This is a genomic window from Neobacillus sp. plas4 (genome assembly GCF_057221695.1).
On record NZ_CM170152.1, the window covers coordinates 3,813,670 to 3,829,093 of the forward strand.

At 39.5% G+C, this 15,424-nt stretch carries 14 protein-coding genes; 1 reads left to right on the forward strand and 13 read right to left on the reverse strand.

Annotated features, from left to right (window positions below; translation table 11 throughout):
• Nucleotides 1-11: 11 nt before the first annotated feature.
• The 12 genes from AC2TFD_RS18995 to AC2TFD_RS19050 form a co-directional block, all read right to left on the reverse strand.
• Nucleotides 12-1,031 carry a dihydrodipicolinate synthase family protein gene (locus tag AC2TFD_RS18995; protein WP_484673750.1) on the reverse strand — a complete coding sequence of 340 codons (1,020 nt, stop codon included), beginning with the start codon at nt 1,029-1,031 and terminating at the stop codon, nt 12-14.
• A gap of 619 nt (nt 1,032-1,650) precedes the next feature.
• Entirely contained in the window at nt 1,651-2,892 is a 1,242-nt protein-coding gene (locus tag AC2TFD_RS19000; protein WP_484673751.1) for an MFS transporter, read from the reverse strand.
• 28 nt (nt 2,893-2,920) lie between these two features.
• Entirely contained in the window at nt 2,921-4,054 is a 1,134-nt protein-coding gene (locus AC2TFD_RS19005; protein ID WP_484673752.1) for an FAD-dependent oxidoreductase, read from the reverse strand.
• Nucleotides 4,055-4,178: 124 nt separating this feature from the next.
• Nucleotides 4,179-5,078, reverse strand: a complete 900-nt coding sequence (locus AC2TFD_RS19010) for a VOC family protein (protein ID WP_484673753.1) — start codon at nt 5,076-5,078, stop codon at nt 4,179-4,181.
• 14 nt (nt 5,079-5,092) lie between these two features.
• Entirely contained in the window at nt 5,093-6,079 is a 987-nt protein-coding gene (locus AC2TFD_RS19015) for a VOC family protein (protein WP_484673754.1), read from the reverse strand.
• Nucleotides 6,080-6,177: 98 nt separating this feature from the next.
• A complete protein-coding gene (locus AC2TFD_RS19020) occupies nt 6,178-6,714 on the reverse strand; it encodes an aromatic-ring-hydroxylating dioxygenase subunit beta (RefSeq protein WP_484673755.1) in 537 nt (178 codons plus the stop codon).
• Between the two features lie 28 nt (nt 6,715-6,742).
• Nucleotides 6,743-8,086 (reverse strand): aromatic ring-hydroxylating oxygenase subunit alpha, encoded by a 1,344-nt coding sequence (locus AC2TFD_RS19025; RefSeq protein ID WP_484673756.1) that lies wholly within the window; start codon nt 8,084-8,086, stop codon nt 6,743-6,745.
• A gap of 169 nt (nt 8,087-8,255) precedes the next feature.
• Nucleotides 8,256-9,071 (reverse strand): 3-(cis-5,6-dihydroxycyclohexa-1,3-dien-1-yl)propanoate dehydrogenase, encoded by an 816-nt coding sequence (hcaB, locus tag AC2TFD_RS19030; protein ID WP_484673757.1) that lies wholly within the window; start codon nt 9,069-9,071, stop codon nt 8,256-8,258.
• Nucleotides 9,072-9,317: 246 nt separating this feature from the next.
• The gene (locus tag AC2TFD_RS19035) at nt 9,318-10,238 is read right to left on the reverse strand and encodes a LysR family transcriptional regulator (protein WP_484673758.1); all 921 of its coding nucleotides are present in this window, start codon (nt 10,236-10,238) and stop codon (nt 9,318-9,320) included.
• A gap of 400 nt (nt 10,239-10,638) precedes the next feature.
• Nucleotides 10,639-11,400 (reverse strand): cyclase family protein, encoded by a 762-nt coding sequence (locus AC2TFD_RS19040; protein WP_484673759.1) that lies wholly within the window; start codon nt 11,398-11,400, stop codon nt 10,639-10,641.
• A 103-nt stretch (nt 11,401-11,503) separates the two neighbouring features.
• The gene (locus AC2TFD_RS19045; protein ID WP_484673760.1) at nt 11,504-12,379 is read right to left on the reverse strand and encodes a beta-keto acid cleavage family enzyme; all 876 of its coding nucleotides are present in this window, start codon (nt 12,377-12,379) and stop codon (nt 11,504-11,506) included.
• Nucleotides 12,380-12,440: 61 nt separating this feature from the next.
• The gene (locus AC2TFD_RS19050; protein WP_484673761.1) at nt 12,441-12,851 is read right to left on the reverse strand and encodes an acyl-CoA thioesterase; all 411 of its coding nucleotides are present in this window, start codon (nt 12,849-12,851) and stop codon (nt 12,441-12,443) included.
• A 177-nt stretch (nt 12,852-13,028) separates the two neighbouring features.
• On the opposite strand from AC2TFD_RS19050, the gene AC2TFD_RS19055 reads away from it, so the two are divergent.
• Entirely contained in the window at nt 13,029-13,940 is a 912-nt protein-coding gene (locus tag AC2TFD_RS19055) for a LysR family transcriptional regulator (protein ID WP_484673762.1), read from the forward strand.
• Nucleotides 13,941-14,354: 414 nt separating this feature from the next.
• Here AC2TFD_RS19055 and AC2TFD_RS19060 read toward each other — a convergent pair whose 3' ends face one another.
• A complete protein-coding gene (locus AC2TFD_RS19060; RefSeq protein ID WP_484676345.1) occupies nt 14,355-15,329 on the reverse strand; it encodes an NAD(P)H-dependent flavin oxidoreductase in 975 nt (324 codons plus the stop codon).
• Nucleotides 15,330-15,424 lie beyond the last annotated feature (95 nt).

Sequence of the window (15,424 nt, forward strand, 5' to 3'; positions counted from 1 at the left end):
TAAGATTTTGTTTATAATTCTGGATTGCGGCCGATGAAGAATTGACTATCGTCATCGTTTGTTACTTCAATTCCTGATTTGATGAGAGCTTGACGGAGCGCGCTCATTTGCGATTGGTTTATTTTCATTGTTGGCTGGCGTAATGGTCCACCATTAAAGCCGTTTAGCCAAGCTGCATATTTCCAAAGCATACGATTCACTAAACCGGCACCATCCGTAGAAGCCATGAATTTTCCAATGGTCGATCTTGCAGGCTGTAATTTCCAATATTGTTCATATACCTCTTCAAATTTTCCTTCTTGCATTAAGTTGAATAGTTTTGGTAACACATCACCATACATTTCATAGTTACTCGTAGCCATCCATTGGATTGGTACTAAGTTTCCGATGGCGAATGCGTCTTTTTCTAAAGGAGTCATTACAATGACTTCATCTTTAAATAGTTGATAACATTGAGTGAAGCCGGCAACTAATGGCATTCCGCCCTCTGCCTTGATGGCAACAATATTCGGAACATCGTCAAGAAGTTGTCTAATGATTTTTGGATCAATGGCTGCAGGGTGCAGACGTTCAAAGTTCCATAGTGGAACAGGGAAAAGGATAATTCCTAAGTTTGTAGCTTCTGCAAAGTTTTTCGTATATTCATAGATTTCCTGGCTGTCCTTCGGATAAAAATTTGCAGGATATGAAAGCAGGACTAGTTCAGCGCCAGCTTCTTCTGCCAATTTAACTGCTTGAATGTTCTCTTCCAGCGTGTGAAAACTCGCATGGTGGATAATGGTGATGTTCCCTTTCGCCTCGTCTACTGCAATCTTTGTAAATTCGATATATTCTTCAAGAGTAGTAGCCGTTTCTGCCACTAGTAGTGTCCCGGTAAAGCCCAACTCAATATTTCTCCGAACATCATGTCGGATTCCTTTTTCATTTAAACGAGTTAGATTCTGTGTAAATGAAGGAATGACCACATTTGCAAGCCCTGTTAAATTTTCCTTTGCCCACTGTCTAGCTTCCAATCGTGTATAATTTGCCACTTTTTCTTCTCTCCCTTAATCTTGTTTTTTGTAAACGCTTTATAATGTTATACTACTTAGTTTTTGTAATAATTTGAAATACCTAAATATTATGTCAGTGATAAAGAATGCTTATTACAATAAAGAATGTGTTAAAAAATCTCTTTTCGTAAACAGTTTACAAAGAGATTGCTTCAGACATAGTTTGTTGAGTTCAGAGGTAACTGTGGCTGAAAGAATGATAGTGCATGCGATTTGTTCTCAAGTTCCCAATTGAAGACAAATCTTTCTGACCACTCTTACGATTTGTCCTCAAGACCCTCCATTAAAGACAAATCTCTCTGGCAACTCCTGCGATTTGTCCTCAAGACCCCCTATTAAAGACAAATCTCTCTGGCAACTCCTGCGATTTGTCCTCAAGGCCCTCCATTAAAGACAAATCTCTTTGGCAACTCCTGCGATTTGTCCTCAAGACCCTCCATTGAAGACAAAGCTTTATTTGAATATCAGACGTGTATAATTAATACAAGTGCAATCTCGTCTGAATCAACCACTTTTCTAAAATCCTAAGTTTTAAAACAACAATCAATTCAAAAATAGCCTAAAAAAAGTCTCTCTACGGAGAGAGAGACCTAGGCACTTATAGAACTGTTTCGATCTCAGCGTTTACTCGAACCTTAACGGGTGCTGTTTCACGGAGAAATAGTGTGAAAGCAAAAGCTAAAAATGCTGCACTTGAGCTAATAATGAGTGGAGCTGCTAAACCCCATGTATCAGCGGCCATACCACTTAACATTGGGTTTAAAAAGCCGCCAAATAGTTCGCCAATACCGATAACTAATCCGACAGCCATCCCAGCATATTGGACCGGAACAGATTCAGCTGGAATGGTGGACATCACCAATGAACCTACACCCATACCTGAAGAGAATAGGAATACTAATACAAGAATTAACGCCATAGAGTCTAAATAGATGATGGCAAGTGGAGTAAATCCGGAAAGGATTCCAAAGATGAGTGATGCCTGTTTTCTGCCAATACGATCGGATAGGATCGGAACCAAAATTCCAAAGATAGCAAACCCTGCTCCAAATGCAGCCATAACTAAACTCATTTCGCCAGGAGTCATGCCTTTTGCGTTAACAAGGAAAACTGGACCAAAGATATTGAAAGACATTACATAGATCAAGAAGAAGCTGAAAATAATGATTGATAACCAGATGTTACGGTGTTTGAATACTTCTTTTACCCCCGCTTTTTTATTTGCATCGGCAGATGACTTGACTGCCTCATTCGTTTTTTGTGGATTACGCAAAATCTTAAAAATGAAAATAGCTAAAATGATCCCTGGGATGATCGTCAAATAAAATGCCGTATGCCAATCAAACACATTTGCCAATGCTACAATGACAAGCGGTGCTAGAAAACTCCCGAAAATTGCATTTCCTGTATTCATCGTAAATCCCATGTTGAATCCACGACGCTTCTCTGAAGATTCAGCTGCCAAAATGGATTGAGTTATCGGTGTGATGGGGCCTTCGACTACTCCCATAATCAATCGTAAAACAAACAGAGTAGCAAATGACGCTGCTAAACCATGCATTAAAGACACGAGAGAAAAACCAAGAACGAACGTAGCTAAGAGCGCTTTTTTACTTTTAACCTTATCGGACAGATAGCCTCCCAATGGTCCAGAGATTGCCCACGTTATCGCTAACGCCGAACCAATTAATCCGATTTGGGTATTGGTTAGTGTAAAATCTTCCTGGATAAAAGGAATCAGGTAATTGATCGCTAGTCGATCAAAGAAGACAAATCCTACTGAGAAGAAAAATAGGGCTACTATCTTATTTTCATACGTCCAAAACTTTCTTTTTTCCAAATAAAACACCCCTTAAAAATAATTTTTATTAAATAACTTCGTTCATTTTTTCAAAGATGAGATGTGAAAACTTTCCCGGGTTTACATCTTCTAGAGTTTGCCCTTCCCACTCCATAAGTTCCCATTTCACCAATTGGTGTGAACTATCGACAAGCAGTCGGCAGCGTTCAAAACGTCTTTCCATAAAGTTTTGCAGCACCTGTTGAACGTCAGACTCTTTTTCCAAAAGTTCAGCTAACACAATCACATCTTCAATGGCAATGGAAGCCCCTTGACCAAGATGCGGCGTAGACGCATGGGCAGCATCTCCTACCAATACAGCCCGACCTTTGTACCATGGTGAAGGCATGATAAAGCTAAAGATCGGTCGATAAACCACTTCAGCCGGATCGGTTATGAGTTCCCGTGCCTCCGCAACCATTCCTCCGAATTCTTGAAGTCTATCACGTAATAATTCATGCATTCGATCTTCAGGCATTCTTGGATTTCCAGGTTCTGCAGACATTAAGAGAAGATACATTTTTTCTTCTGACATCGGAACCAATCCGGCTTTTGCCTTCTTTCCATAATACAAAACTCTGTTTGTTAATTCTTTGGGACGTGGAAGTTCATACCTCCAACATGCTTGCCCAACGTACTCATGTTCAACTTTTCCAAATAGCAAATTCCGGACCTTTGAATGAACTCCGTCTGCCCCAATGACCAAGTCAACTGTAACCGTACTTCCATCCGTCAACTTCACATCAACATGATTTTCCTTATTGTCAATCTCCTCCACCGTTACACCCATTCGAATCTTGGCACCACACGTCTCCGCTTCCTCTAAAAGAATTTCATGTAAGGTTCTTCTAGAAATGATATTTAAGCCTGGATACCCATCAATTTTCGGATTATTGGGAGCTGTGAATTGATTTCCATTCGCATCACAAAAAGCTGTACCCGAGAACGAGTATCCTTGTTGAATACATTTTTGCGCGACACCAACTTCATTTAGCGCTCGAAGGGCATTTGGCGGTTGAAAAATACCAACACCATAGACATTCCACTCTTCTTTTAGCTCGACAATTTCCGTTTTCACCCCTGCATTTTCCAAAGCAATCGCTGCGGTTAATCCACTAATACCCCCACCAACGATTAAAACGTTCTTAACAGATTCAATCATTCCTAATCCTCCTACTAATTCGTTTATATTTCAGAATTTTTAGAAAATATTACTCGTAAAAAGTGCCTAAGCAAATATTTGAATGATATTTACTTAGGCAGTGATGTAAGAAAGCACATTAAGATTAAGATCCAGTTTTAAACGATTCAGGCATTTGGATACCCCATGAGCTCATTGATTTTTTGATATCATTCCAAATAATGGTTTCTGCACTATCATCTATCACTCGCGGCATTTCGGCACTTAATTCGTAGCGATTCCCACAAGCCCAATAATACGCATAGAGATTCGCACCGAGTGCATGTCTTCCTACTCCGAATTCGAGTTTCAAATCATGCAGCGCAAGCATATCTAAAGCTCTTTTCATATGATCAATATTTTCAAAATAGAAGGCAATATGATCTAACGATTCAGTTGGACCACCAACACCGCCCATAAAGGCTAAATCATGATGGTATTCCTGGACGCGGGACCAAACAGCGCCATAAACGCCTGGAGCTGGCATGAAAATATCAGACATTTTAAAATCCAATACCTTTTCTAAAAATATCGCTAGTTCTTTTGGATCCTGTACCTTAAGACCAAGGTGATCGAGGTCATGAGGTCCCACACCTTTTAAAGTTCGATAAGGACTAGAGGCTGGATTAAAATAGGCTGGGCGATCTTCTACTGTAATCAATTCCATGCGAATCGGAACTCTGGTAGCTGGCAGATCAAAAGCAATACATTTCTTTTCACTAGGCTCCGCATCCGTCCGCTCTTCCACTCTAATTCCATGGTCTTGAAGGCGTTTTTTATAATGTTTCAGATCGTCTTCATTTCTTACTTGATAAGCAAAATGGGCAATTCCTGTTCCACCCGGTGTTAACGCTAAATCATAGTTATTATCAAATCCGCATCCTAGATAAATGGTTTCTCCCACTCTCCCCATTTCTCTTAGACCAAAAACATTGACATTATAATCAATCGCCGCTGCAATATCGGGTACCCGAAGCTCGGCATGGGCCAATTTTTCAATTGCCATCCTTTATTCCTCCTCTATTCATTGAACATTTCTAGTAGTTCGATGATCACTGAAAATTCTGATGTCGTATCCATATACGCGTATTTACCTGAGCCATCGTAAAAAAGTCCTTCTTGGATCGTCGGAAAACCGAGCTTGTTCAATAAATCTCGTTTCTCTTCTACACTGTCGACGAAGAAGGCAATATGGTGCAACCCTTCCCCATGTTTTTCTAAGTGATCCAGCCAGGTACTTGGTGATGCGATGTCCGGCTGTACTAATTCCACTTGAATCCGTGGTGTTTGAATGAAGGTAAAGTGGCTTCTTCCTTCCGATGGCCGGCCATTGTATGTCGATACCTTGTTCGCGCCTTCAAAACCTGAATGGTAGATGGTTGAAGGCTCCACTCCAAGCATTTTACACCAAGCCTTTTGGGCTTCTTTTACATCACGTACAACAAAAGCAATTTGGGCAATTTTATTTGTTCCCAGTATCGGTTTCCCTTCATACTGGCTGTCGCCTGTCAGCGGAGAAAGTGGCTCATCTCGTTTTCGCCCCTCATGCTCCAACAATTCGATATAGGTTTTATACTTCTCACAAGTATCAAGGAATGCATATCTGCCCTTATCAGGGTAAAACTCGCCTGTTTGTGCGACTGGATATTTTTCCTCCAAGCTTTCTAGCGTGGTAGAAATCTTATCGACGTCAAAAGCAATGTGATTAAAGCCTTCCCCCTTGTCTAAACACTCCCGCATCAGGTTGGGCACGGAATCCGGCTCGATGAGTTCAACCTGAACCCCCGGAGTTTCAAAAAAGGCTAATTTGTTTCTGGCTGGAGTAGGTTCCCCATAATATGTAACTTGCGAAAATTCCTGCGGTGCAGCTGTAAAATATTGAGGAACCGTCGTACCAAGCAGTTTCGCAAAAGAAAGTGAAGCTTTTTCAATATCCTTGAAAACAAAGGCAATTTGATTGATATCATTTGTTCCTAGCAGCGGTTTTCTCGCTATAGAATTACCCATTTCTAAAACTCCCCCTTGTTTTAATTTTTTCGTATGTTTCATCCTACCTAAGCTGATGCTCAGATAGGATGAATCTATCATTTTAAAAAATACATGTTTTAGAGGAAGAGTTGCAGGTTTTTCATTCCGATAATTGTAGAATCAGCAAAGATTTCTCGTTTCAGCAATTTCAACCCATCTTCTGTTTTTTCAATAATATCGCACCGTTCGGCTGAAAGGAGTTGATATTCTACCGCTTCAAGCCGGTTCCGCGTCATTAGGATATAACTCTTCACATCAAAGCGGTTATCATCCAATCTTGAAACACGAACATTTGTAATGAATCGGCGTGCTCTTGAGGCTGGGTCTTCTGCCCATGCATAGTCCGTTTCCATCCGTCTAACACGTAAAATCATTGATTTATAGTTTTCATTAAAATGAAACATCTCTTTTGAAAAATGGGATTTAATAAAGTTCTCACGTGTAGAACGTACTGGCATTGTATACTGTAATTCTTCACTTAACAAAGTTGTCCAATCCCTAAATTGATTCCCATCTAACAATGCCGCCTCTGTTAATAAAAAACCATAGATTTCGAGATAGATAGGATCATTAAAATTAATAAACAGACTTGTCGGTTTAATTTGACCGCTCATTTCTTTCCCTCCTATTGCCAATCGTATTTTAAGATTTTTCTGACATCAATTGCGCCCAGTAGCCGAAGAAATTGCGTGAATTTTGCTCTGTATAGGTGGTTTGAGCAATTTTTTTCCCTGGTCCTGGCCAATTTCCTGGTTCATGTTCTGCGTCCAATCCCATAATATAATGAAGTTTTAATTGTTTTTTCGCTGTCACACCTTTCGTAACCCTGGCAATACCACTCCATACTTCCGCATCATCCGCTTCAAACATTCCACTCGCACCAAAATTACGAATATAATTGTCTCTACTTGCCTCTTTAAACTCTTGTGGTGCTTCTTTTTCAACTAAGAACCAGCTGAGAAGTTCAATTTCATTTGGACCTTTCGGCTGCCAAACACGCATGGACATAAAAGGTACGGGATATTCGTTTTCTTCTAAGCCTGGAAGCTGCATAACATTTAGTAAAGAGAAATTTGGGAATACATTTCCAGGAACGAAATTTGATCGTCTTAATGCTTCCAACTGTGGTTCTGTCAGCTTGGCATGGGCTGCATCGACAATTTCCTGCGGTAAAGCTAAATACTCAGGTAATGGAATATTAGGAGGAGCACCAATAACCCCAATGCCATGGCCATTTTCCATCGCAACTTGCACACCAAAGCTCGCAAACATAGGATTCGGTGGTAATTGACCTAACTCCACACCAGAGTAATGCGTCATCACCGTGTGATAAGAATCTGAAGCAAAATTGTCAGCAGCAGATTTCCAGTTTGCTTTAATAATCCAGCGTGCTGGTTCCCCAAGGACTTCCATCCCTAGCGGTGTTCGATTGAAGTACAAGTCGATGTACCATTTCATATCTCCTAGATATTCATCTAACGAAGGAGCATCTTGATTAAATGTGGCGAAAATAAGTCCTGCGTATCTTTCTACGCGAGCGTTCACCAATTTAAATTGATTTCTGTCAAAAGCGCCTTTATATGCTTCTTTCGCTGCAGGTGCTCCCATTACGGCCCCATCAGCCTTGTAGGTCCAGCCATGGTAAATGCAACGGAAATTTTTTGTATTTCCACTGTCCGTACGGCAAAGGTGCATCCCTTTATGCATACAAACATTCAATAAAACATTGATTTTATCCTCAGCTTCACGAACAACGATGACAGGATCATTGGCAACAAATCGTGTAACATAATCGCCTACGTTCGGGATTTCCGTTTCATGAGCGACAAAATTCCAAACCTTTGAAAATATTTTTTCTTGTTCCAAATCGTAAATCTCTTGGTCTGAAAAGATTCTAGGTGAGATAATCCCTTTTTCAGCATCCACTAAATCACTAATTTTTGTGCCGTCACTGAGCTGTGTTTCTTTGAGAGTCTTATTAATCACTAGAAACATCCCCTTTTTTAAATTTTCTTATTAAACCGTAAACCGTAGGTAAACCTAAACCATAGGGACGGTTCTTATGGCTTTATTTTCAGTTGTGCTGTTGCCAACAGAACCGTCCCCCTGGCTCCTAAACAAATGAAGGAATGAACACGAAATCGCTTTCAATCTTTTATAAATGTTCTCCTCCTGCGGCAGAATGGAATCCCCTTACACCTAATCCGCCGTCACTGTTGATAATGACCCCTGTAATTGCCATTGAATCCTGGTTGGAAGCTAGCATGACGTATGCACTTGTATGTTGTCTAGGAGTTGGAACGACATGTAATGGATTCGTTGTCTTCATTAGATCTTCTATGTTGTCTACTTTTGATTGCGTTTGTTTTTCTTGACCTAATGCAGATGGCCCTCTTAGATCCGTAAGGGTACCACCAGGAGCAACACCATTGACACGAATTTTCGGTGCTAGTTCATATGCTAATTCTCGGACCAACCCTACCACAGCATGTTTGGATGCCGTGTAAAGCGGGCCTCCGCCTGCAGGGTAAAATCCTGCATTCGATACAGTAAAAATGATATTTCCTTGTGTTTTTAGTAATTCCGGAAGAACAGCTTTTGCACCGTAAAGAGGTCCTTTTACATTAACACCAAAAAGCTCATCAAATGATTTATCAAGATTCTCCTTAGGCAAATCTAGTAAATTCACAAAATAATCAAAGATGCCTGCGTTGCCGATAAACGTATCAATCCTACCAAACACTCGAACCGTTTCAGCTACCGCTCTTTCATTATCTTCCAGCAGCGATACATCTCCTTGAACCACAACCACCTTAGCACCAAACTCTTCTTGTAAATCTTTTACTTTTTCTTCGGATCGTTCTAACACACCAACCTGGGCACCCTCTTCAATAAAGCGTTCAATTAATGCTCTGCCGATGCCTGAGCCCCCTCCGGTGATTAATGCTACTTTACCTTCTAACCATCCCACTCCTTTTCAACCCCCTTTTATGTACCTATTTAATAGGTAGATAAATATCAACATGTTCTCATGATTTAGATTGGGAACCGCTTTCATATTAACATTCTATTTGAAAGTACCAATAAATTGAAATATCTGAAATTTATCGCCGTTATAAGCACAATTTATTACCAACTGATTGTTAATTCAATTGTTTTATATAAAGAAACGTAAAGTACGGGAGGCTTGTCTGCCGTCCGTTACTTTTTATAATGCCTATCGAACAAGTCCTATATTATCCTGAACTTCTTTAAAATTTAATGAATCTAGTCCCGCCAAAAACAATGGAATGGATGGATTTGAATTTGTCTTCTTCCATGCAACAACAATCTCAACGGTGTGCTGCCACTCTTCTATCTCAATAAATCGAATATCTGGATTGGCATAGACTCCAAGATGCTTAGGGAGTACCGCAACACCCAATCCTGTTTCAACGAGCATTAATACGGTTTCGATCCGCCGCGTGTGAGTAGTAATATTGGGGATTAACCCGTGGTTAGAAAAGAGCGTTATCAAATGGTCATATCCGTAAGGTGCTTCTTTTCTATTAAGCATAACAAGAGGTTCATTTGCTAACTCAATAATTGGGATACAATTTCTACCAGCAAGCCGATGGCTTTTGCTCATAAACACACCATATGGTTGTGAAATTAATGTTTTGTACTCCCATTCAGCCACATCCTCAGGTCTAAAGGACAAAGTAAAGGCAATATCAACCTCGTCTTTTCTCAGTTTTTCAATAATTTGTGCCGTTTGATAATGATTAAAGCTTATTTGAACATGTGGGTACTTTTCTCTAAAATCCCTTATGAGAGAAGGCAAGAAATTTTTAACTGTGGCGTATAAAAAACCAATATTCAATTCTCCAACTTCACCAATTGCAGCCTTTTTTGCTTTTTTAATTGCATCTTCGGAACGGTTTAACATTTCAATCGCATCTTTCAAAAAAACCTTTCCGGCAGGTGTCAATTGTACAGAATGCTTATCGCGAACAAAAAGTTTAAGACCTAATTCTTTTTCTAAACTAGCAATTTGCTGGCTCACAGCTGGTTGTGCTACAAAAAGTCTTTTCGCTGCATGTGTAAAATTCAAATGTTCCGCAACAGAAATGAAATAACGTAATTGCCTTATTTCCATAACAACCTCCACTTATTGAACGTTTAGTAGTCATTACAAGGGTTATCCCTTGCTAATTTACATTATATTGGAACATTGAGCTTCTCTCAAACGTTATTTCAGAATTTTAAATTAATTATTGACAATCAATATTAAGTATCGCTTGTGCTTAAATTCGCATACTATTATTCCAAAGTAACGATAGATAGTTCATGAAAAATAATGATAGGAAATAGTATGATAGAGGCGTTCAAGGGTGTGAGGTTAAAGTTATGCTTTACTAAAATAGAATAATATTATGCTAAGGATAGTTTCGATTTTGAATAATTTCACTGTTTTTACCTGATAATTTTGACAAAAAAATTAGGACAACAATTGATTTCATTGTCGTCCTTGGGTAGAAAAAATGTATACATTTATTTTATTCAACGATTGCCACTGCACGCACAGAACCTGCCGTGCCGCCTTTGACTTTAATTGGAAATGCGCAAAAAGTAAAGCCATGTTTTACAGGCACCTGATCCAGATTTGCGAGTTTCTCCAGGTGGAAATACTCTTTTTTCCGTCCGATAAAATGGGCTGGGAACAAAGCACTCTTATTTCCGGCTTTAACGTCCTCAACCATCGCACCAAATGGACGATCAAAAGTGTAGGCGTCAATGCCCATAAGCTTAACCCCTTGATCAATCAGCCATTCCGTTGCCTCACCCGTCATACCCGGCTGGTCCCTAAGATACTTTTCATCATAAATGTACTTATCATACCCAGTCATGATGAGGACAATGTCTTTAGGTTTAATACTGTACTCCATATCTGCCAGTGCCTTCTGTACATCTTCAACACTAATCCCGCTTCTCGGTTCTTTATGACGCATATCTAAAATAACACCGTTCCCATAGAATTCCTCAAGAGGCAGTTGGTCAATAGTGCGAGATGGTTTCCCTTCGGTAATCGGACCAAAATGAATAGGAGCATCACAATGGGTTCCGATGTGAGTAAAAACCTCTGCACTGACACTTTCTACAGCAAGAGCTAGGCCATCTTGAAAATCAGCAGGTTGGATATCAAGCTTATCTGCCAGCTTCACCGCTTCTTCCGCGCTATCTGAAAATTGTACCCTCGGCGGCCATGGCTCAGCCATGGGATTCGCTTCCCAATAAACACTTAAATCGTAAAATTTCACTGTTTCTCCCCCCAAAAACCAAAGGAAAAACCAAAGGGACGGTTCTCACGGCTTTTTTGTAACATTAGTGAAGACCAACAGAACCGTCCCCTGGCTTCCCGAATTATTTATTTTGAGTCGCTTCGACTTTTTTAATCCCTAGCATTTCTCTAGCCTCATCAGGTGACGCAATCTCGTACCCTAAATCAGTAGCGATTCCTACGATTCTCTCAACTAGCTGGGCGTTACTTGTCGCAAGTTCTCCTCGTCGATAGTAAATATTATCCTCAAAGCCAACGCGAACATTTCCACCTAGAAGGAGGGATGCAATTGTTGCCTGGTGCTGCTGTTGCGCAATTCCCATTGCACCAAAGAATACACCTTCTGGTAACTTACGAACCATGTGTGTTAAGTTTTCCATACTGAATTGGATGGAGCCTTGATTAATCTTCTGCATGCCAAATACAAAATTAAAAGAAACTGGACCATCGATGATACCCATCGGCATAAAGATATTTAATACGTCTTCAAGCTGTGCATGGTTAAAGATTTCCATCTCAGGTTTAATATTGAGTTCTTTCATTTTCTTCGCTGCACTGATGAGCCAATTACGGTCCCATAAAGTAGGTTTAATAAAGTTTGGCGTATACGCCTGCATTAATCCACAATCAAGTGAAGCCATTTCGGGCTCTGCCTCTAATACTTGTAAACCATCATCAATATGGCTTTCTGGAACCATGGCAGGAGCTGTACTAAATTGGGTAATGATATTACTTTTAGCAGTGACTTCAGCCTTAATTTCCTTAAAAACATTCACATCATTGGTTGGTCTTCCATTTAGATCTCTAGCATGAATATGAGCAATCGATGCACCAGCATTTAAACAGCGGTAAACTTCTTCTGCGATTTCTTTTGGCTGCTCTGGAAGTGCAGGATTTGCTTCTTTCCCGTGGAAGTTACTTGTTGGTGCAACCGTAACAATAATTTTTCTTTTTGCCATAATTGGATTCCTCCTTATTTTTTTAAACTCAGTTTAGTAGTTTGCTATTCTACTTTTAAAACTAAACGGACACTGGATCAAGATGCTTTACTAATTCCTCTTTGATAAACTCTGGTATTTTTACGGATTTACCTGATGAAGTGTCAATAAACACATTTGTCAAACGACCTTTCGCCACTAGTTCATCTTTATTGTAAAAACAAAATTGTAACGTGTAGGATGAATTTCCGATTTTTGCAATAGTAGCTTGAATTTCTAGTTCATCATCATAACGAATATTGCCTAAATAGCTGCACTCTACATGTACCCGTGGCATATCCAAACCTAATGTAAAGATTTTCTTATAGGGATAACCAATACGTCTAAAAAAGTCGTGATCCATAATTTCAAAATAGCGGAAAATCGAACTGTAATGAATACGCTCTGACATGTCTGTGTCGACAAATTGAATGCGAACCTTTTTTGTAATCATTGAGCTATTTCACCTCACTTTATCCAGGATTAAGATTTCATTTGGAAGAACTCCAAACTCCTTACTCCAATAGTATGTGAATTCATAATAAAGATAAAGTTAAGAATATTTACAATATAGTAAGAAAAACTTACAATAAACCTATCAATTGAATTTTAAAGAGGAGGTAAATGAAATATGAATACCGACCATCTTCACTATATAATAGAAGTTTCTGAGCAAGGAACGATTGGAAAAGCAGCTGAAAAGCTACATGTATCACATTCTGCAATTAGTCAAGCCATTTCCAGCCTGGAATCAGAACTTGGAGTTAAAATTTTTAAAAGGTCTCGCTTGGGAAGTGTATGTACCGAAGAGGGTAGAGCAGTGATTAAACTTTCTCTAGAGATAATAAGCAAATTAATGGACATGAGAAACCTTGGACAGGAGCATACCAAGGTAAAAGGGGAATTAAAAATAGCCGCTTCGTCCATCTATTTTTCAACTTTTCTTCCAGACCTTATTCATTCTTTTAGACAGGATTTTCCACACGTGCAAATTGAAATCCAGGAGAACGATACCCATAACATTATTGAAGCGATAAAAAATAATCTTTTTGATATTGGTCTAGTTTTAGGAACGGATGAGACACTAAAGATAGAAGATCCTAGAATATCACTGGAAGTGCTCTTGCAATCAAACGTAATGGTTTGCGTTAGTAAACATTCCCCATTGGCATATAACAAGACAATAGGTCCCGAGGAATTGATACGACAGCCATTAGTGATTCGAAATGAAAAATTCGCGGAAAGATTTTGGAACAAAATATTTCTAGATTACGGAGAAGGAAACGTGGTTTTATATTCAAACAATCACGATGTAATCAAACAACTAATTGCCAGTAACCTCGCGACGGGAATCTTTACAGAATATTGGATCCGGAATGACCCTTCCGTGCTAAATGGAAGTATTGTCCCCATTCCGTATGTGGATACAGACACAGATTATAGTACCTCTTATTTAATCAGCGTCTTGCCAAAAACAAAGCACGTACCAATGGTGACAAGAGAATTTATGCAGGGATTGAAACAAAAATTGGGGCAGGGGTAAAGTGTGACGTAAAGTAGACGCCGTTTCAAAAAATTGTACGTACCTACACTTTTAATAAATCTATTAATCTAAACTTACACTCGCCTGCAATTTTGCTCTTTTCGCATTAAATTGCCTCGTTTCAATCATTTTCCATAGGCGACAACAAGGGCCCTTCTGTATTTTCCAGAAGGGCCCTGATTATTTTAAAATTCTACTATAAACATGATTTTATCAAGGGGAAAAAAATTTCCAGTTTAATAATTTTTCCGTTTCCTTCTTTTTACCTGATAGAAGCAGCTCGGGTATTCGGGTGGAGGAAATAACATTCCCTTTAGCGCAGCAAATGCTATCCATTAAGTATACTTGAAAATATTCCCTTAACTCATCGATTCCCCCGCTTAGATTCTTTTGCAATAAATATAGTAATATAATCTATGCGTCCGTTCTTTCGAAAAGATTACCTATATGACTTAATCCTTTTTCTGCTGTTAGAATTATCTCATCAAATAATTCCTGAACCGTAGGAATATTGTTGATAAGCCCAACTACCTGCCCAGCCCATCCGAAGCCTTCTGATTCATTTCCATCATAGATATACCTGCAATTAGCTTCACCGCTAATCACATCTTTCAGATCCTCATAAGTTGCTCCTCCCTGTTCGCGTTCGATAATACTTAAAGCAAAGTCATTTTTCAAAACTCGTCCTGGTGAGCCTATTGTTTTTTTAATAATTACTGTATCCGTCTCTTTGGCATGAAGGATTGCCTGCTTATATTTTTCATTTGCATGAATACACTCTTGGGTTGCAATAAAGCGAGTACCCATTTCAATTCCTTCTGCTCCTAGAGCCAATGACGCCAATAAACCTCGTCCATCTCCAATGCCTCCACTTGCCAATACTGGGATTGATACAGAATCAACCACACGCGGAATAAGCACCATTGTACCAATTCCATCACGTCCTAAATGTCCTCCACCTTCCTGCCCAACCGCCATTACCGCATTTGCACCAAGTTCTTGGGCTTTTTGTGCCTGTCTAACACCTGCTACAAGGACAAGCGTTTTTATGTTCTCCCCTTTAATCCGTTCAAAGATAGGTTGTGGGTTAGCCCCAGTTATAGATATGGCCGGTACCTTTTCCTCAATAGCAACTTCAAGCAACTCCTGATATTGACCGTCGTGTCTCGCAATTGCAAAGTTTACACCGAATGGCTTATTTGTTAGTGTTCGCACTTTACGAATTTCATTCCGCAAGTTTTCAGGTGTACGTAGTGTAGCCGCCGTAATTTGTCCGAGTCCACCTGCATTCGAAACTGCTGCCGCCAGTTCAGCATAGGCGAGGTAAGCAAGTCCTCCCTGTACAATTGGATAGTTAATTCCGAAAATCTCTGTTACTCGTGTTTTCATCATTTCTTCTCCTCCATTTCTTTGAATAAGATATATATTTAAACTAATAAATAATTCTGAAAAGCCAGCAACATTAATGGAAAAAAAGCTTTACT

Excerpts from the sequence above, each read along its gene's own strand:
- AC2TFD_RS19005 (WP_484673752.1), bottom strand. The coding sequence starts at position 4,054 with ATGATTGAATCTGTTAAGAACGTTTTAATCGTTGGTGGGGGTATTAGT.
- AC2TFD_RS19010 (WP_484673753.1), bottom strand. The coding sequence starts at position 5,078 with ATGGCAATTGAAAAATTGGCCCATGCCGAGCTTCGGGTACCCGATATT.
- AC2TFD_RS19015 (WP_484673754.1), bottom strand. The coding sequence starts at position 6,079 with ATGGGTAATTCTATAGCGAGAAAACCGCTGCTAGGAACAAATGATATC.
- AC2TFD_RS19020 (WP_484673755.1), bottom strand. The coding sequence starts at position 6,714 with ATGAGCGGTCAAATTAAACCGACAAGTCTGTTTATTAATTTTAATGAT.
- AC2TFD_RS19035 (WP_484673758.1), bottom strand. The coding sequence starts at position 10,238 with ATGGAAATAAGGCAATTACGTTATTTCATTTCTGTTGCGGAACATTTG.
- AC2TFD_RS19045 (WP_484673760.1), bottom strand. The coding sequence starts at position 12,379 with ATGGCAAAAAGAAAAATTATTGTTACGGTTGCACCAACAAGTAACTTC.
- AC2TFD_RS19050 (WP_484673761.1), bottom strand. The coding sequence starts at position 12,851 with ATGATTACAAAAAAGGTTCGCATTCAATTTGTCGACACAGACATGTCA.
- AC2TFD_RS19055 (WP_484673762.1), top strand. The coding sequence starts at position 13,029 with ATGAATACCGACCATCTTCACTATATAATAGAAGTTTCTGAGCAAGGA.
- AC2TFD_RS19060 (WP_484676345.1), bottom strand. The coding sequence starts at position 15,329 with ATGAAAACACGAGTAACAGAGATTTTCGGAATTAACTATCCAATTGTA.